Source organism: Nonomuraea sp. NPDC049784 (assembly GCF_040659615.1).
Taxonomy (GTDB): domain Bacteria; phylum Actinomycetota; class Actinomycetes; order Streptosporangiales; family Streptosporangiaceae; genus Nonomuraea.
The window spans coordinates 1-18,232 of sequence record NZ_JBFAMX010000179.1; the positions used below are offsets into that span (position 1 = coordinate 1).

General features: G+C 63.6%; 10 protein-coding genes and 1 pseudogene. 7 read left to right on the forward strand and 4 right to left on the reverse strand.

Going from position 1 to position 18,232, the window contains the following annotated elements; all coding sequences use genetic code 11:
- Positions 1–138: 138 nt before the first annotated feature.
- Positions 139–1,356, reverse strand: a complete 1,218-nt coding sequence (locus AB0J09_RS30375; RefSeq protein WP_360698456.1) for a hypothetical protein — start codon at positions 1,354–1,356, stop codon at positions 139–141.
- A 187-nt stretch (positions 1,357–1,543) separates the two neighbouring features.
- Between AB0J09_RS30375 and AB0J09_RS30380 the strand changes: the two genes are divergently transcribed.
- The 3 genes from AB0J09_RS30380 to AB0J09_RS30390 all read left to right on the forward strand — a co-directional run bounded on the left by AB0J09_RS30380 (position 1,544) and on the right by AB0J09_RS30390 (position 9,254).
- On the forward strand, positions 1,544–2,230 hold the full coding sequence (locus AB0J09_RS30380) for a hypothetical protein (protein ID WP_360698458.1): 687 nt from the start codon (positions 1,544–1,546) through the stop codon (positions 2,228–2,230).
- Positions 2,231–2,876: 646 nt separating this feature from the next.
- Entirely contained in the window at positions 2,877–5,015 is a 2,139-nt protein-coding gene (locus AB0J09_RS30385) for a Z1 domain-containing protein (RefSeq protein WP_360698460.1), read from the forward strand.
- 963 nt (positions 5,016–5,978) lie between these two features.
- Complete coding sequence (locus AB0J09_RS30390; RefSeq protein ID WP_360698462.1) at positions 5,979–9,254, forward strand: hypothetical protein; 3,276 nt, start codon at positions 5,979–5,981, stop codon at positions 9,252–9,254.
- A 101-nt stretch (positions 9,255–9,355) separates the two neighbouring features.
- Here AB0J09_RS30390 and AB0J09_RS30395 read toward each other — a convergent pair whose 3' ends face one another.
- A complete protein-coding gene (locus tag AB0J09_RS30395; RefSeq protein WP_360698464.1) occupies positions 9,356–10,816 on the reverse strand; it encodes a hypothetical protein in 1,461 nt (486 codons plus the stop codon).
- 441 nt (positions 10,817–11,257) lie between these two features.
- On the opposite strand from AB0J09_RS30395, the pseudogene AB0J09_RS30400 reads away from it, so the two are divergent.
- From AB0J09_RS30400 to AB0J09_RS30415, 4 genes and pseudogenes are all read left to right on the forward strand, one after another.
- Positions 11,258–11,986: pseudogene (locus tag AB0J09_RS30400) on the forward strand (helix-turn-helix domain-containing protein); the annotation flags it as partial.
- A 107-nt stretch (positions 11,987–12,093) separates the two neighbouring features.
- Entirely contained in the window at positions 12,094–13,188 is a 1,095-nt protein-coding gene (locus AB0J09_RS30405) for an integrase core domain-containing protein (RefSeq protein WP_360698466.1), read from the forward strand.
- Between the two features lie 307 nt (positions 13,189–13,495).
- Entirely contained in the window at positions 13,496–13,882 is a 387-nt protein-coding gene (locus AB0J09_RS30410) for a type II toxin-antitoxin system RelE/ParE family toxin (RefSeq protein WP_360698468.1), read from the forward strand.
- Complete coding sequence (locus tag AB0J09_RS30415) at positions 13,879–14,208, forward strand: helix-turn-helix transcriptional regulator (protein ID WP_360698470.1); 330 nt, start codon at positions 13,879–13,881, stop codon at positions 14,206–14,208. Before AB0J09_RS30410 ends, AB0J09_RS30415 begins: the two co-directional genes overlap by 4 nt.
- A 205-nt stretch (positions 14,209–14,413) precedes the next feature.
- Here the strand turns inward: AB0J09_RS30415 and AB0J09_RS30420 are convergent, their stop codons facing one another.
- Positions 14,414–15,553: an acyl-CoA dehydrogenase family protein gene (locus AB0J09_RS30420; protein ID WP_360698472.1), complete on the reverse strand. Its 1,140-nt coding sequence runs from the start codon at positions 15,551–15,553 to the stop codon at positions 14,414–14,416.
- A gap of 13 nt (positions 15,554–15,566) precedes the next feature.
- Positions 15,567–18,232 (reverse strand): indolepyruvate ferredoxin oxidoreductase family protein (locus AB0J09_RS30425; protein WP_360698474.1); only part of this gene is annotated, 2,666 nt, incomplete at its 5' end.

Genomic DNA, 18,232 nt, shown 5'->3' on the forward strand with positions numbered 1-18,232 from the left:
TTGCTACTCGAAGGATCACGCGATGGCCGTCTTCATTTCACGACGCCACGCCTGTGACCAGGCCAAACTCGTACACCACTCCCGCGGACGCAACCAAGTGAGGCAGTGTTGCTCCCCAACTGCTATGCAGCGCCTCTCTCAGCCGGGCGTCTTCTCGCAGCGAGCAAGTCGTTTCTCTAGACGCTGTCGAAGCGTGACCCTGGTGGGGGGAGTTGTAAGTGCCTGCCGTAGGACCTGCGCGGCCTCTGCGTACTGGCCTTGTTTGACGAGCCACGTTGTGAGTCGGTCAGCGGTTTTCGCATCGGTACTGCCGGCGTCGACCGCCGCGCGCCATGCCATGACGGCTGCGGGGAGGTCACCGGCCTTCTCAGCGCGATGTCCGGCATCGGCGGAAAGATAGGCGTTGCTTATCCGGTCGTGTTGGTCCTCGGCGAGTTCCAGGAGGGTCGCCCGGAGTCGTGGGCCCTTGGTCGGGTCGAGATTGCCCATGCGGTCTCGTCCATCGGAAATGGAGACGAGCAATGGGAGCAGCGCGGGGCGAACAGCAAGCGGGCTGATCGCAAATAGGTCCGCCAGCATCGGTATGTGGGGTGCGGACGAGGCGTAGTCGACCAGGTCACACCAGATGTCAGGGCTGGTTCGGCGGTAGTAGAGGGCTTCCACATAAGCGGCTAGCGTGTCGTCGCGGCGTCCAGCCTGATAGCGGAGAGTCTGGGCAAGCAGCAGGAAGGCTTCACCGACGGTTGGATCGTTGGCCTTAGCCAACTGGTTGATGATGGATCGCAGGTTGGTCTCGGAGCTCTGCCATTTGCTGAGCTTGCGTCGCGCTTCGACGTGCACACTGGTTAGTGACGGCACGGGTTCGCGGAGCCTGGAGAGCAGACCGATGAGAGCGGCGGCAAGCTCAGGTACGGTTTCGAAGGCTTCCGCGGGAAGGCCAAGCGGCGTTGTGTTGAGCATCAACACAACCTGCGGGCCAACGTGATGTAGATGGATTCGCGCCGGGCAAGAGATATATCGGCCACCCTGACTGGAGCTGAAGGTGCGAATCGCTGGCCCCACCCTTGTAGCGACTTGAGAGGGCAGGTAACCGACGTGTTCACCCTGGACGTAGACGGCGACAGCGTTAGAGTCCGGAAGTGTAGGTGTCTCGGGCACGAGAACGGCAAGCAGCCGACCATCTGGCTTGGTGCCGAATTGCGCGGCCAAGATGGCGTCCTGATGGAACGTCTCTCCGGCGACTTGGACCTCGGTCATGCCGGGTAACCAGACCAGTTGCTCAGCGGATGTTTGTAGATGCGGTGGGGTCTCGTACTTCGCCTGGTTCTTCCGGATTAGCCGGTTCAGCAGCCCCATACTGGTGTATCGGTATCAACGATGCTTCGCTACACCTGAAAGCTGTGGCCATGGGAGCGCTGCAAGAGACCTGCCTGCTCGTCCAGCGGCAAGGGGACTCGTACCGCAAGGCCAGCCTCCATGTCTGAGAGACGGAAGCCTCATGGTACCCGGACGTCCGTAGCTGACCGGCCCGCAGCAGATGCTCATGATCGGTGATTCCAAGCTGGTCTCGTATGCGAACCTGGCCGCGATGATCGCCGGTGGGGTGGCCTTCATCGCGCCGGCCTCCAAGCACTACGTCAGCGCCGAGACCCTGGCCGGCCAGAAGATCTCTGCGGCCACCCGGGTGGACTACGTCGCCGCCCGGGACGAGGGCAAGCCCGTCGAGCGGCGTGGCGTCTGGCACGTGCGCGAGGACGTCATGACGCTGGTCGGGCCGCGCAAGAAGGGCCCGGTTTTGACGCTACGGCGGATCTTCGTGCACTCCTCGGCCCGCGCCCAGGCGGCCGCCACCGCCCGGGCCAAGAAGCTGGCGCGGGCCGGTGAGGATCTGGCCCGGCTGGAGCGCGGCCTGGGCAGCCGCCACTACCCCACCCAGCAGGCCGTCACCGACCGGATCACCGCGATCGGCCGCGCCCGGCGGGTGAGCGTCTACCTGACCGCGGTCACCGGCACCGACCCCGACACCGGCAAACCCACCCTCAGCTGGCACTTCGACCAGCAGGCGCTGGAGGCCGAAGCCGCCACCGACGGCTGGTACGCCCTGCTGACCAACCTTGATGCAGATCAGGCCGACGCCGGACAGGTGTTGCGCCACTACAAGGCCAAGAAGCGGTCGAGCGTCGCTACCAGGCATTCAAGGGGCCGCTGGCCGTCATCAGCCTATATCTGAAGAGCAAACGCCGCATCAGTGCGCTGATCACCGTCATCAGCCTGGCCCTGCTCATCTTCTGCCTGATCGAACGCCAGGTCCGCCAGGCACTCGCCGCCCGTGGCGCGACCAAGAGGTCGACGGCCTGTATGCCGGACGGCCCGCCGTGCCCACCGGCAAGCTCGTCCTCGACGCGCTGGCCGGCATCCGGCTGATCCCCGGGCACCGGCCAGTCACCCCCGACCATCCCGCAGCCCACCGATCTCCAACTCGATCTCCTGGACCTCCTCGACATCGATCCACGAGACCTCCGCTGAAGATCACTCGCATGCGGAAAACGGGGCTAGCTCGAAGCAGCGCATAGGGCTGCGGGGTCATTGGTGATCGATCCACCATGCGATCACAGTGACCATGGCTCCGCCAACGGCGGTGGCCACGCCCTTCACGACGCCGAACAAGACCGTCCTTCCAACGCGGCGGATGGTCTTGCGCTGCCGCCGGACCACCGGCTGAGCGCCCTCCGAGTGGTCTCTCTCCATTCGTATCCCTCCCCTCGTGACGTTGAGAGTCACGATGGCAGGCAGGCTGATGATGCATCGAGTGCAACATGTTGCAAAAGTGTGCGCAACACTTTGCCACGTTGGACGGGACGCGCTATCAATGTCTGGTGCCACGAGCAGTGGGTCGACTCGGACCGTTGCAACCAGGCTTGCCTGCTGAGCGCGAGGAACTCGCGCTCGCGTTACGGGAGCTTTTCGGCAATCTCTTCCCCACCTCAGTACGTGATCTGGCCGGCAGGCAGGGCATTCAAGCAAGTTCGATCTCCCGATACTTCAACGGCGCAGTGCTGCCATCCGAAGATTTCATCAGCGACCTGATCGACGAAGTCGAACGCCGACTTGGACGGCTCCTGACCAAAGAAGCGGAAAACGCGAGAAGGCTCCTCTACGCTGCTCAGGATGCACAGACGGGCACATGGGGGCACGCCAAGCGCTGGCAAAAGACAGCCGACAAGGCCCGCCAACAGGCGGCGATGATCGAATCAGAGAATCGAGAACTCCTCAGCCAGAATCGGGCGTTGCGCCAGCTCTTACATGAACAACGCAATATCATAGAGAACATACGCAAACGCGAGCTCGATCACTCAGACAATCAGTCGCTGGACATGTTGCCAGTTACGGTTCGGGAATTGCTGCGGGCCGCGAAAGAACGCATCGCATATCTCGAGTATGAGAACGAATCTCTACGAGCCGCCGTCGACAACGAATCAACGTCCGCCGCTTCTCCTGTAGACCACATTCGCACGCCGCAGTGGCACGCCATGGAGCAGGATGGCCGTAGCTACTGGCGATCTTATGCCAATACTCTTGCAACGACAGGTTGGACTTCCGCTGCAATCGCAAATATCGATGTAACGAGTAGCGAAATTCTCTCGCACCTCGCATCCCCGATAGCGGAGCAGCCGAACACCCGCAGAGGAGACGTACTCCATCACCCTCAGAGCGGTCATACAGCCGCGATGATTGGGCTTATCGCCAAGGCGATAGACATAGGATACCGTCTCGTGATCGTACTAGGGGGTACTCAGAACGCGATCCGGCGCCAGCTTCAACGCCGACTCGATGATCATCTTCCATCACTACCTGGAACCTCCGGAATCATCCGGCTGACAACCAACGAGTTCGACTACCAAAAGCTGGGTGCAGCCGTGCGATCACTGATGTTCAAAAAGGAGCGGCCGGATCTGCCGCTGAATGCACCTGAAAATTTAGAGGCCGCACCAGTCCGGCTTATTGTAGCGAAGAAGAACGCCGCAGTACTGCGTAAGCTTGTTAATGACTTGCGCTCGGTACAGAACCCTTTCGAGGAGATTCCAGCACTTATAATTGACATGGAAGCCGATGTTCCTCAGAACGGTCTAACAGTTGGTAGGCATGTTGAGAATATGCTGTCTATCCTACCAAGGGCTCAGTATGTCGGCTTCACGTCGAGTCCGTTTTACACAATTGCACGGGAGGATGCATCTGGACACCTAAAGGACTTCTTTATATCGCTGCCAGCGCCGGAAGACTACAGAGGTGTGCAGAATTTTTACGATGCCGAAAGCGTCGACCCATCGGATCGACAGGACTTCTCCACATCGAGAGAGGCAGCCTACGTGCGCCACATCGAGCAGGACGCTATGGGATTACTTGCAGCAATAGACATGTTTACACTAACAGCCGCAATGAAGATATATCGCGCTAGCAGCGATCATCATTTCGATAACCATACGATGATAGTCTACACATCGGCTCGCATCGATAAACAGGATGCAATGCGCGGACAAGTGGCGGAAGTATGGCAAAGGGCCGACTACAATAAGCAGCCGGGGCTAGACCGTCTGCGTGCTCTATTCCACAAAGACGTCCTGCCCGTATCCAAGGCGAGAGCCGATACCGCGCCACTTCCTGAATCGTTCAACGACCTTCTGCCGAGCATATATGAGGCGCTAGATAGGATTGGAAACGAGCCAGTCATGAAGAGCGTAGAAACAAATGATCCTCCGCAATGGAAGATAGTAGTGGCTGGGCCACGAAAAATCGACGACACTGTTGACGGCGGGCTGACCGTCCTATGTCTACATGATTCAGTGAATGTGGCAGCGATAACCCGGTTTATCAACCAGCGGTTCGGCGTCCCCACTGGTTATGCTGACTTGATTAGGCTATACGTTCCGTGGACGAACGGTGTGGACCTATATGAGTCACTTGTGACCTTCTGGCGAGCGGAGGATGAGATTCGTTCGCGTCTGAATAGGAACTGATTGCCGCCGCACTGCATCCTGTTATCAATTAGTGAGATACCCTACCGCGAGCGCCCAGGTAAGCAATCAACAACGGCCGGCGCTGTCTGCACGGGGTGACTCCTTCCGCTGCAGGTGCAGGGGGTTCGGGGAGGACCTCTGCCGGAAGCTCATTGCTGCGGCCCTCTCTCAACGAGTCGCTCGCTACAACCCCAGGGGGAGGACCTAAGTCGGCGATCGTCACGGCCTCACCTGAACACTTCATTACGAGTGAGAACGTGATCGTCCACAGCCGTCCGCTAGTGCCTCGACATGCTGGTCACGGGCATCTATCGTGCGATCCCAGTCCACCTACGTCCGTGATCGTCCAAAGTCGTTGTTAGCAACTGCGTTAGCAAGATCGGCCAGCGCGAGATGCTTCCGCCGGCACGGCTGTCACCTCAGCCATGGTCACCCGATGGCAGGACCCGACGAAGGAGGGGCCTGGCGGCGATCGCCCCGACCACGAACGGTATGCACCGAAGTACGCGATCGTCACGGCGTCAGCCAATAGACACCCGGATTAGCAGAGTGGCTCCCTTACGACTGGCCTAGGTCATATGAGCTGGGCGAACGCCTGGCATCGCCTGCAGCCGGGAAAAGATCCTCTCACACCTGTCCCGCTGTGATGTGAGGACTCTGCTCATCAGTGGAAGCCGACGCCCAGCCGCTCCTTGATCAAAGTGCAAATACAGAAGGTCACGGGTGTGTCCAGTCAGTGATGTATCTCGATCTTGTTCGATTGGCGGGTGGTCGGGGTCAGACGGCCTTCGAAGGTGACAGGGGTGATGGCGAAGAGCGCGGTTCCTCTGTCGGACACTTCTGGTCCAATGGACCAGAGTGCATCGCGGCCCTTCATCGGAAGGAAGCTCCAAGGGACTCCGTCCTCACCCTGAAGCGACCGCGCTGCTACCTGTGTAGCACGAGACGGATGGAGCGGCAGACATGGGCAAGAAGCATGCGGTGTCGCCCGCAGCCAGTGGAGGTGCTGGCACGCTCTTCGAGTACCGCGTAGGAGCGATCATGCTGAGTCATCTGCTCTCGGGGACGCATCCGCCGGGGCTGTCGATGCCCGCAATCGGAGTGGCGTGGCAGCAGCTGATTGCTGGACATCTGCTCGATGACATCGTCGTATACGGCGAGGACGCTCCCAGTGGACTGTGCACCGAGTACCAGGTCAAGCGAACCTTGAAGGTGACTACTAGCGATGATGAGTTCGTCGATGTGCTGGCTCAGGTGCTGCACACCCTGAGCGAACGCGGGGACACCATCGCTCGCGGGGAGCTCGCTCTCGGGCTGATCGCCAGTGGCATGGCCACTCCGCTTGACCAGCTCAAAACTCTGGCCCAGTATGCGCAGGCGCATAATGCACACGAGAGCTTCGACTCGGTGTTCATCGCCGACGTGATTGATCGAAAGCTGCGAGATCGTCTGACCCAGATTCGCCAGGCCGTCGAACGGGCGATCCGAAACGGCGCGCCGGACCTAGGCGGCGTCCATCACACCACGCATGCCGCGCTCGCCGCGCTACACGTGTGGCGAGTGGACGACGCCGATTATCAGGACGCCCTCAATCGGATCACGCCAGTTGCCGATGCATTCGGCAAGACTGCGATCGATTTGTTCGGGCACCTCACTGCTCTAGCCGAGGACTGGGGACCGTTCGCGGGCGTGGTCGACGCGGCCAGCGTGTGGAGACAGTTGCGGCGACGTGGCCTTCGACAACGTCTCGTCGAAGGGCAGCCGCTGGCCGATCCGGTCGACGCAGACGCCGTGGTCCGCGGGCCCATGGTGTCGCTGGGCTTGGAAGAGGCGTTCGACGAGGCGAACCGGCTGCTGGCGGAGGAAGAGCCATCGGCCGCGCGGAGGTTTCACGAGATCGCCAGCAAGTTGGAGGAAAAGGGCTTCGCACCACATGCGGCCCTCGTACGACGTCGTGAGGCGGACGCTCTCCAAAAGTGCGGCGACGCCGATGCTGCGGTGCGAACGCGGGTCGCTCTTGCTTGGGACTTTCTCGACGCGGTCCAGCCCTGGGACGCGGGCTTCGCAGTCAGCGACGCAAGTCCCGTATCCGAAGCGAGCGCCCGTGTGTTGGCAGCTACCCAGGCCGCCATCCAACTGGCGAAGGGCGGAGATATCGAGCAACTGGCCGAGGCATTCGACGCCCTTGCCGACGACGACCCGTACCGGGACCGCGCGGCGGCGTTCCTCAGCGAGGAGGCCATCGCCATGGCCGAACCGGGAATCGTCCTCGCTCGGCAACAAGCTCTTGAAGACGTCGCGCGTATGTCGTCGCGGGCCGCGATGCGCGTTCAGATGTGTCTTGGGGATGCCACGGGTAACTGGCGCCCGCGTTTGCACAATATCCACCGCCGCTTCGACCGGTCGGCGGTGGCCTGGGCACACGCGCGTTACGGTCGCCACCTCGCGCTCACGGGCGACGGAGCTGGGGCGCAGGAACAATATCTGCTGGCCATTGAACGAGCCTGCGTTGCCGAGATGTTCGACGAGGCGGCGGACTGGCTGTACGCGTGGCGTACGGTCCGGTTCTGGTACCACGATTTCGAGAAGGATGATCAGCATCCCTTGGCTCAAGCGCTGCGACCCAACGCGCGTCCTAGTCGGCTTCCGGGCTCAGCACACACGGCCGAGCAGGCGATGCGCGCTATGCAGAAGGAAGGCTCTCCGGCCGAAGCGTTGCGACGCGTACGGCTGTGGCAGTGGCAGGCGACAGTGCGCGCTGGTCTGAGTGAAGAAGTCGAGGCAGCGCAGGCGATGGGAACCCTGCTACGTCGACACGAGCACGCTGAGCAAGCGATCTTGTGGTTCATCCGCGCGGGCGAGTCGAAACTCGCGGCGTCGACGGCCAAGGAGCTCACTCAGGCGCCGACTAGACTGGATGCGTTGGTCGTGCCGCCGGTTGACGCCTGCCGCGCCGCCGCATTTGCCTCCATCGCGACCGCCGACGACTTGTTGAATGACGAGTCAGCCGAAGCGTGGGCGACCCGGGCGCTCGTGGAGATCAGCAGAGACCGGGGCGACGACCATGCCGAGGACCTATTGGTACGCGCTTTCGAAGTGCTCGCTGAGCTGTCCCCAGCACTTTCCGCCGTGCAAGCCATGGAGTTGCTTCACGTGGTGGAACCCCTTATCGAGCGTCCGCCAGATCAATATCGGCTCACCGACGCAAGCGTCGCAAAGATAGTCGCCGCCTTGGCGGAAGAGCAGCCAGATGCGGTGCCATTGATGGCACGCGCTCTGCTCGCTCATGAGCGGATGGCTAGGATCATCCTGGACCGTCCTGAGCTCCTGGTGACCAATCAGGAGATCCTAGCCGAGCAGCTAGCCCCGGCCGCCGAGCATAATCAGTTCGCCTGCCTCGCCCTCATCATGGCGGGAGCGGATTCTGGGCTTGCGATTCCCTTGGCACGAGAGCGAGTAGCTCGTCATCTGCTTCCTCAGGAGCATCAGCCAGGACGAATCGAATACCGTAGCGGCGCGGCTGAGGCCGCGGTTCTGGCCTCTGTCTTGGAGCCCGACGTCCGCTCACAGTTCGCCAGAGCGATGATGCAGCGGGCACTCGACCGCCACGAAGTGACGATGAGCCGGCGAGACGCCCTGAACGGTCTCATCAACATTGCCGAGCATATTGACGATGACACGCGGGCGAGTCTTCTGCCACAGGCTCTCGAAATAGCTCGAGGTGAGTGGGACGGCGGCCCTGCTGACGAAATCGACGCCATGTGGCAAGGCCCATTTGCGGCGATCACTATCAATACTGGATCCAATACTCTAACCGATCTGGCGCTCCTAGCCGCCGCTCGTCTCGCAGCCAGGGCGGATGATCAAATAATGATCGAAAGGATCGGCATGGCCTTGTTGCGAAGTGCCGATCAGCCAGCACAATGGCGCATTGTGCGGGCGTTCACCCTTCTCCCTACTGCCTGCTCCAGCCTCAAGCTTGAGGATTGCGCTGTCCATCCCGTGCCCGCGCTCCGCGCAGTGGCGGCCGTCCGTTGGGCGCAGAGGCCTGATTGCCTCTCGGCCGAAAGGGTCGAAGCGCTAGCCATGGATGACGACTACTTGGTGCGCAGAAACCTGGCTCTAGCGATCCGCGACAACCACGAGATAATCCCTACCGACGTACGACGTCGCATCATCGAGATTCAGTCGTCGGACAACCGCCGAAGCATCAGGCAGTTGGTAACCGAATTGACCTGAAGCAGTCTGTCGCGCCCCACAATACCGGCAGCAAATAAGGAGGCGTAGCCTGCTACACCATGCGTTGCACCGGATACCGTTCTACGCATCTTCTACTAAATCTAGACTTCAGTTGCGTTCTCTTCTGATGCCGATTCAGTCTCTTTGCTTGCCGGCTTCTTCGGCAGGGCATCAATACGTGCGATTTCGATCATAAGGCCTGTCTTCACACACACTCTGTCGGCTTCCTCTTCCAGAGTGTTCCAGCGTTCCCTCATGGCAGGCGTATCAGAGTCCCTTATAGCAAGAAATATAGCGTGTCGGACACCTTGCCCGTTCATATAGATTGGTGTCTGCACATGCAGGCCGTTCCAGAAATGGCCATGCGTCAGCTTCTTAATCTCAAGCAGGACTCGCATCCGATTATCGCCGGAGAATGTAAAATCTACTGGACCGCGCCCTGTTTCGACTTCTCGGTCCAGCCTAATATCGTATCGTGTACAAAAGTCATCCATAACGCCAAGAAGCATGAGCTGCATGATTGGCTCGGGCACACTTATTCCATCTGCTACGCTGCTCCAAAGAGCCCTCCAGCCACCTAGATCTTCAACCCAACGGCGAAAAAGGCCTACAGCTTTGTGGGCAAACTTCAATAGATCCTCGTTGCACTGTATTTCTATTTCTCCAAGATCGATCTCGCTCGCGGCCTTTCGGGCAACTTTTTGCCACTTAACGAGCAGTTTGGGATCGTCATCTACATTGTATGGCTTAGGCGATGTCAACTCCATGAGTCTAATCCACTCACGCAGGTGACCGGGTGACTTGCGAGCCACTGCTACAATATCGCCCTTATCGACTTGTGTTGATATTTCCAGATTTAAATCGTCTCGAAGGGATGTGTCCAAGAAAGCCTTCCAATTGCTTGAACTCAGGGCGGGAAGCTCTCCAAGGAAGCTCTTAGGTACCAAAATTATCGGTTTGCCATTTCCCGGATCCACTGGCAGCGTCACACTGTCCTGTACCCATCGATTACGAGATTCGTCGAAGCGCGCGTGGTCGATGTTCACTATCACTGTGGGAATACCAAGAGAATGGCAGACATGTTGCGTGTACTCTATAAGCTCGGGCTTGAGTAGATTGCAAGTGATATCTGATATGCGATCACGGTTGATTCCGGATACCAGAATGCCCAGCTCTTCGAAATGATCAATATCCTCAAGTCCACGCTTCACGGCTTGACACATCGCGTCTATTACACGTGTTGCTAGACCTGCACCGGTCCCCGAGCCATCCGCGCTTTTCCTGCCGAAGCCAAGCCTAAACTCTTTCGGTTCCGGAAACAGCATCTGCGTCCATGCGCGCCGGAAGAACTGATGCTTTGGATTAAGCTGAGATCGAGCCAATAGATCGAATGCATCGTGAAAGTGCTTTATCATCTTGCCGTGCGCGTCACGCCATTTGGCATCTTCGGACTTGAATATCAAAAACGGGTCGACGAATAGGAGGGTGTCACAATCTAGAATCGGATCAAACCACTCGTATTGTTCAGGGTTGGCGATGTCAAAGGCATCGCTGAAGTTCATCGATTCCTCCCAGTAGCAGTACGCCTCACCGCACACTCAACGTCGCGTGGCAAGTCGACCCAATCGTGACCTCGATTCGTAAGGAGCGATATGACTAGGAGGAAATACTTTTCTCGCCTTCGACGGAGAAACTGCAGACCAGCGCACTCATTTACGGCGCTGCTGATCACCTCGGTGCCGGAGTGCTTCCGCCGGAGGCATGCTTTGACCTCATCGGCTCAGAGCGAGAGTTGGCATCCCGCGCGCTGGTTCTGCCTGCGTTCGATGACGCGGCGGGGTGGCCGGGCGGGACCGGCCCGGAGAGGCCGCATGCCCGCCCGGACCACCCGGCCGCTCGCCGCCAGGGGCGGCGGCTTGATGACGTGTAGAGAAGTTGCTTTCAGGGCTGTCCGGAGTCTGGTGTGCTGTCCCGGGAGATGCTTGACACCTCTGTCCCAGGACATGTTTGACAGGTGCCGTTGTCGGCCGATCTTTTGTGCGTCGTTTGCGGGCGTCGCGCGTCAGGAGGCCGGGATTGGTGGATATGTCCGTTGTCGAGCAGCGGTATCGAGCTGTGCTGGCGGTGCTGGCCGGCGCATCGGTGACCGAGGTCGCCCGCGAGGTGGGGTGGCGCGGCAGACGTTGTCGGGCTGGGTGTCGCGTTATCGGGAGTCCGGGTTGGGTGGGCTGGTGGACCGTTCTCGGCGGCCGCATTCGTCTCCGTCGCAGATGAGTGCGCAGGTGGAGGTGCTGGTGTGTGAGTTGCGGCGCCAGCATCCGCGGTGGGGTCCGGTCCGGTTGGCGCATGAGGCCGGGCGTCGGGGTGTGGATCCTCCGCCGTCGCGGATGGGCGTGTATCGGGCGCTGGTGCGTCACGGCCTCATCGAGCCGGGTGCTGGGCGGCGCAAGCGGGTCTTTCGTCGCTGGCAGCGTGAAGCGTCGATGGAGTTATGGCAGCTGGACATCGTCGGCGGTGTGTTCTTAGCTGATGGTCGCGAGGTGAAAGTGGTCACCGGCGTCGACGACCACTCGCGGTATTGCGTGATCGCCAAGGCGGTGGTGCGGGCCACCGGCCGGGCTGTGTGCCTGGCCTTTGTCGAGGCCTTGCGGGCGTTCGGGGCGCCGGGTGAAGTGCTCACTGACAACGGCAAGCAGTTCACCGCGCGGTTCGGCCATGGCGGTGAGGTGCTGTTCGACCGGATCTGCCGGGACAACGCGATCGTGCATCGGCTCACCCAGCCGCGTTCGCCGACGACCACGGGCAAGGCGGAGCGTTTTCACCAGAGCATGCGCGTGAGTTGCTGGATGACGCCGGCCCGTTCGAGGACCTGGCTGCGTTCCAGGCGGCGCTGGATGCCTGGGTGGCCCATTACAACACCGCCAGGCCGCCGCACCAGAGCCTCGATATGGCCGTCCCGGCCGACCGGTTCGCCCCGGTGGCCGAGGCGGAGCGGGAGGTGCTGCCGCTGCGCCTGCCCACGATCCTGACCGCGCACCCGGACCCGGCGCCCGACGCTGCGGAGGAGACGGCCACTGACGTCGCGTCCCCGGCCTGGAGAGGCCGGCGCAAGGACCAGAAAGACAGCAACGAGGACACACATCCGGCCAAGCAGCCGACAGAGCAGCCGGCCACGCCGTCGGCCCCCGTCTCCTGGCCGGGCGGGCCGATCGAGTTCGACCGGGTGATGCCGGCCAGCGGCAACCTGGGGGTGGCGGGCAAGCAGTTCTGGCTGGGGCCGGCCCGCGCTGGTCAGGTGATCACCTTCTGGGCGGACGTGAACGTGATCCATCTGCTGGTCGGCGGGGTGCGGCTGAAAAGCCTGCGCTCGCACCTGTCCACCAACGACCTGGCCCGCCTGTTCGTCGGCGATGGCCGCCCGGCCGGGCCGTCGCCGCTGCCACAGGCCGAGAACGACGCGGTGGTGGAGGTGGAGCGGACAGTGAACAAGTACGGCATGGTCAGCCTTGCCGGCCGCTACCTGCTGGCCGCCGAGATCCTGGGCGGCCGCCGGGTCACCATCCGGATCGAGGAGAACACGTTGATGTTCCTCGACCCCGACACCCGCCAGCTGCTGCGCACCCGGCCGAACCCGCTGATCTGGGCCAAGTGCCTGCAACTGCGCGGTGCCCGCCCCGCCGGGCCGCCGCCGGTCCCCGAGCGGTCACCGATCACGGTGCAGCGGCGTGCGAACTCCTTCGGCGTGATCATGGTCACCCGGCAGACCGTCTCGCTCCGCCGGCTGTATGTCGGCCGGGTCGTCACCGTGCATGTCAGTGACAGCACGCTGACCATCCACCTGGACGAGGGGCCGCGGACCGTGCGCCGCACCACCGACCTTCCGGTCCGCAACGTCGAAGTGCATCGGCCCCGCAAGGTCGACCATGTTTCCTAGATCACCTGTCGCCTGTGTCGTGGGACAGAAACGTCAGGCATCTCATGGGACTAGACAGCTGTCCGGAGTCTGCTGCCCTTAGCATCTGTCCCTAGCATCTTGATTTAACGCCGCCTTGGATTAACGCCGCCCCTCCCCTCGCTGCGGTACGCACTGCCTGCCCATGCGCAGTCACGCGACGTGAGCCCCCAACCGGCATCCCCAGCATGCGACCAGTACGCCGGGCCCGGGCATGGTCTCCGAGGCTCCCAGCAAGGGATCAGACCGCCCGCTCGACCCCGCATAAGCTACACGTTATACTGCCTGTATGGCATGGGAGATCGTGCTGCTTGAGCCCGTCGAATCCTGGTTCCTCAAACTCTGCGAGAGCGATCCAGACTCGGCCACTCTGATCGAGAGAGCCATTGACCGTCTTGCAGAAGTCGGCCCCGCTCTCGGACGTCCGTTGGTGGACACCCTGCTAGACGGCGACATGAGCAACCTCAAGGAGCTACGCCCAGGCTCGCGGAAGCGAAGCGAGATTAGAATCGTGTTCGTCTTTGACCCGGACAGGGAAGCGATCTTCCTCGTAGCCGGTGACAAGGCCGGTAGATGGTCGCGCTGGTACGAGGAGGCCATTCCGCTGGCCAAAGCACGCTATGCCGAGTACCGCGCCGCGAAGGCGGCTGAGATGACGAGGGAGGGCAAGCGATGAGCCCAGGACGCAATTGGCGTGAGGTCAAGGCGGAAGCGCACCGGTTGTACCCCGAGCTGGCCGACCCGCAGCGGCAGGCCGCCGCCGATGCGCAGCTGGATGCCTACGTTGCCGGCCACCATCTGAAAGAACTGCGCAAGTCTGTCGGCAAGACGCAATCCGATGTTGCGGCTGCTCTCGGGATCTCTCAAGCACGCGTCTCTCAGATCGAGAACGGTGATCTGGATTCGATGGAACTCGAGACCATCCGCGCCTACGCAGCCGCGCTCGGTGGCCACGTCGATGTGACGATCAGCGTGGGACCTCACTCGATACGGGTCGCTTGACCAAGAGCCCGACCGTCGGTTTACGTGCGACGCCTTCCACAATCTGTCGAACCGATCCTGCGGTGTCGGCAGCGGTGCCAATCGTCATGCTCCCTCCCGACCCACATGAACATGGATCAGCATGCTCCGCTGGCGTGCTCTCTACGCACAAGACAGCGAACCCCGCCTCCGAGGACAGGCAGACGGGGTTTTCGCATGTCAGGGGTCAGCTAGCCAGGTGGCGGCTGATGACCAGGCGCTGGATCTGGTTGGTGCCCTCGAAGATCTGCATGATCTTGGCCTCGCGCATGTACCGCTCGACCCGGAACTCCCGCGTGTACCCGTACCCGCCGAAGACCTGCACCGCGTCTGTCGTGACCTTCATCGCCACGTCCGTGGCGACCAGCTTCGCGATGCTGGCCTGCTTGCTGTACGGCAGCCCTGCGTCCCGGCGGCGGGCGGCGTCGAGGTACGTGGCCCGGGCGCTGTCCACCCCCGCCGCCATGTCCGCCAGCAGGAACCCGAGCCCCTGGTGGTCGATGATGCGCTTGCCGAACGTCTGCCGCTGCTTCGCGTACGCCACCGCCTCGTCGAGGGCGGCCTGCGCAAGGCCGGTGGCGCAGGCGGCGATGCCGAGCCGGCCCGAGTCGAGGGCGCTGAAGGCGATCTGGAGCCCTTGGCCCTCCTCGCCGATCAGCCGGTCCTCCTCCAGGATCGCGCCGTCATAGTGCGCGCTGGTGGTCGGCACGGCGTGCAGCCCCATCTTCTCCTCCGGCCGGCCGAACGTCAGCCCGTCGGCCGCCCCCGGCGCGAGGAAGCAGGAGATGCCCCGCAAGCCCTCGCCCGTGCGGACGAACAGCGCATAGAAGTCGGCGATGCCGCCGTGGGTGATCCACGCCTTGTTGCCGGTGATCCGGTAGCCGGTCTCGACCCGCTCCGCCTTGCAGGTCAGCGCCCCGGCGTCGGACCCGGCCTGCGGCTCGGACAGGCTGTAGCCGCCGATCAGGCGCCCGGCCAGCATGTCGGGCAGCCACCGCTCCCGCTGTGACTCGGTGCCGTAGGTGGCGACGGGGAAGCAGGCGAGGGTGTGCACGCTGGTGGCGACCGCCACGGACGCCCAGCGCATGGCCAGCTCCTCGATCACCTGCAGGTACACCTCGTACGGCTGCCCGCCACCCCCGAACTCCTCCGGGTACGGCAGCCCGAGCAGCCCCGCCGCGCCCAGCGTGGCGAACAGCCCCTCGGGGTACGTCTCGGCGCGCTCGTGCTCGTCGACCCGGCGCGCGAGTTCCTTGTCGGCGATCTCGCGGGTCAGTTCGATGAGGTCTTTGGCGTCCTGGTCGGGCAGCAGCCGTTCGACGGTCACGATCACTCCTCCCTCAGGCGTGGTGCGGGGCGGGCTCGTCGAGCCGCGCGAGCGCTGCCCCGGCGCGCTCACGGAACTCGGCCACCCGGGCCAGCTTGATGTCCTCGTACCCCCGGATCAGCGCGGGCAGGCCCGCGATCTCCGCGACGGCCTCAGCGGTCGAGGGGGTCAGCCGGGTCAGCGCGGTACGGATGAGGTCACGGTATTCGCTGACCAGCTCGCGCTCGACGCGCCGCACTTGTGCGTAGCCGAAGACGTCGAACGCCGTGCCGCGCAGCACCTTGGCGGCCCGCAGCCCGCGGAAGAGGACTCCGGCGGAGCGGCGGACCTTGATCTTGCGCTTGAGGCCCATGGCGCGCAGCAGCGGCGGGTGCAGCAGCACCGAAACGACCGCGTCCGCGCCGAACTCGCGCTCCCTGTGCGCCTTCTCCGCCGGGTCGAGGTGCAGGCGGGCGACCTCGTACTCGTCCTTGTAGGCCATGAGCTTGTGCAGGGCGCGGGCGTACGCGAGCCCGATCGCCGTCCCCGCCTCCTCGCCGGCGCGCTCGACCGCGGCGGCCGCCACCCGGCGCACGTCCTCCTCGTACGTACGGGCGTAGGCCGCGTTCTGGTAGCCGGTCAGGTCGGCGACCCGCGTGGCCACCACCTCGTCCAGTCCTTCCGTGGAGGAGACGACCGGCTCCTCCACGGAAGGGCCGGCCACGGCGGCGCGGCCCCAGCGGAAGGCGGCGAGGTTCTTCTCGACGGCGGCCCCGTTGAGCGTGATGGCCCGCTCGATGGACTCGGCGGAGACCGGCAGGCAGCCGTGCTGGTAGGCGGCGCCGAGGAGGATCAGGTTCGCCGGCATGTGGTCGCCGAACAGCGACTCCGACAGCCCCTGGGCGTCCAGGCACTCGACGCGCCTGGCGGCGGAGGCGACGCGCGCGACCGCGTCGGTGTGCCCGGGCACGGCCACCCGGCCGGTCACCATGGCGGCGGTCGGCACGACGGAGGTGTTCAGGATGGCGACGGTGCGTTCCGGTGCGGCGACGGCCAGGTTCGCCTCGGCCGCCGCTCCCAGCAGGTCGAACCCGATGAGCACGTCGGCGCTCCCCTGCGAGGCACGCAGGGAGCCGTCCACGGGGCGCGCCGAGATCCGCACGTCGCTGACCACGGGGCCGCCCTTCTGCGCCAGCCCGGTCTGCTCGAGCCCGGCCGCGTAGAGCCCGTCGAGGTGGGCCGCCATCTGCAGGATCTGCGAGACGGTGACGACGCCGGTGCCGCCGATGCCGGGCATCCTGATCAGGGCCTCGCTCGGCCTGCTCGGGGGCTCGGGCGCCCCGGCGGGTGGCGGCGTCTCCCTTCGCGGCTTGGTGCCCGGCTCGACCAGGAGGAACGACGGGCAGTCGCCCTTGAGACAGCTCAGGTCGGTGTTGCACGAGGCCTGGTGGATGCGCGTCTTGCGGCCGTACTCGGTCTCGACCGGCTGCACGGACAGGCACGTCGACACCTCACCGCAGTCGCCGCAGCCCTCGCAGACCCGCTCGTTGATCACGACCTTCTGCGTGGGCACGGGCAGCTTGCCGCGCTTGCGCAGCCGCCGCTCCTCGGCCGCGCACCGGTCGTCGTGGATCAGCACGGTCACGCCGTCGAGCTCGGCCAGCTCCCTCTCCACCTCGGGCAGGTCGTCGCGGTGCCGTACGGACGCGATCCCCGCCAGCCGAACGCCCCGGTACGTCTCGGGCTCCGGCGTGGTGACCACGATGCGCCGTACGCCCTCGAGGGCCAGCTCATGCGTCAGCGCGGGCACGTCGAGCCTGCCCTCGGCACGCTGCCCGCCGGTCATGGCCACGGCGTCGTTGTAGAGCAGCTTGTACGTCATCCGCACCCCGGCGGCGACGGCGGCCCTGATCGCCAGGGACCCGGAGTGGTGGAAGGTGCCGTCGCCGAGGTTCTGCACGAAGTGCCGGTCACCGGTGAACGGCGCCAGCCCGATCCACTGCGCGCCCTCGCCGCCCATCTGGGTGATGCCCACCTGGGTGCCGCGGCCGTGGCCGTCCAGGGCGATCATGGCGTGGCAGCCGATGCCGACGCCGACCAGCGTGCCCTCGGCGGTGCGGGTGGAGGTGTTGTGGGGGCAGCCGGAGCAGAAGTAGGGGGTACGCGCGGCCACCAGGGGCAGCATCACGCGGCCCTTCTTACGGGCCTTCTCACTCGGCCGCGGGGCCAGGTCCTTGCCCAGGCAGGTGGCGATGGCCTTGGCCACGTCCTCGGCGCCCAGGGTGCCGCGGGCGGTGAGCAGCTCCCGGCCCACGACGGCCGGTGCGCGCTCGCTCCCGTACAGGGCCTGCTTGAGCTGCCCCTCCAGGAACGGCACCTTGTCCTCGACCACCAGCACCTTGTCCAGGTCCGACGTCATGGCGGCCAGGTCGTCGTACGCGAGCGGGAACGGCATCGCGAGCCTGATCAGCCGTAGCCCGTGCTCCTCCATCGCCGCCTCGTCGAGGCCGAGGTCCGCCAGCGCCCGTAGCACCACCGCGTACGTGGTGCCGGAGGCCAGGATGCCGAGCTTGGTATTGCCCTCTCCGGACATCACCCGGTTCAGGCCATGCGTACGGGCGTACTCGCGGGCCAGGTCGAGGCGGCGGGTGAGCATGTCGTGCTCGGCGTCCAGCGCGGCCGGGCCGAGCAGGATGGGAG

Excerpts from the sequence above, each read along its gene's own strand:
- AB0J09_RS30375 (WP_360698456.1), bottom strand. The coding sequence starts at position 1,356 with ATGGGGCTGCTGAACCGGCTAATCCGGAAGAACCAGGCGAAGTACGAG.
- AB0J09_RS30380 (WP_360698458.1), top strand. The coding sequence starts at position 1,544 with ATGATCGGTGATTCCAAGCTGGTCTCGTATGCGAACCTGGCCGCGATG.
- AB0J09_RS30390 (WP_360698462.1), top strand. The coding sequence starts at position 5,979 with ATGGGCAAGAAGCATGCGGTGTCGCCCGCAGCCAGTGGAGGTGCTGGC.
- AB0J09_RS30395 (WP_360698464.1), bottom strand. The coding sequence starts at position 10,816 with ATGAACTTCAGCGATGCCTTTGACATCGCCAACCCTGAACAATACGAG.
- AB0J09_RS30410 (WP_360698468.1), top strand. The coding sequence starts at position 13,496 with ATGGCATGGGAGATCGTGCTGCTTGAGCCCGTCGAATCCTGGTTCCTC.
- AB0J09_RS30415 (WP_360698470.1), top strand. The coding sequence starts at position 13,879 with ATGAGCCCAGGACGCAATTGGCGTGAGGTCAAGGCGGAAGCGCACCGG.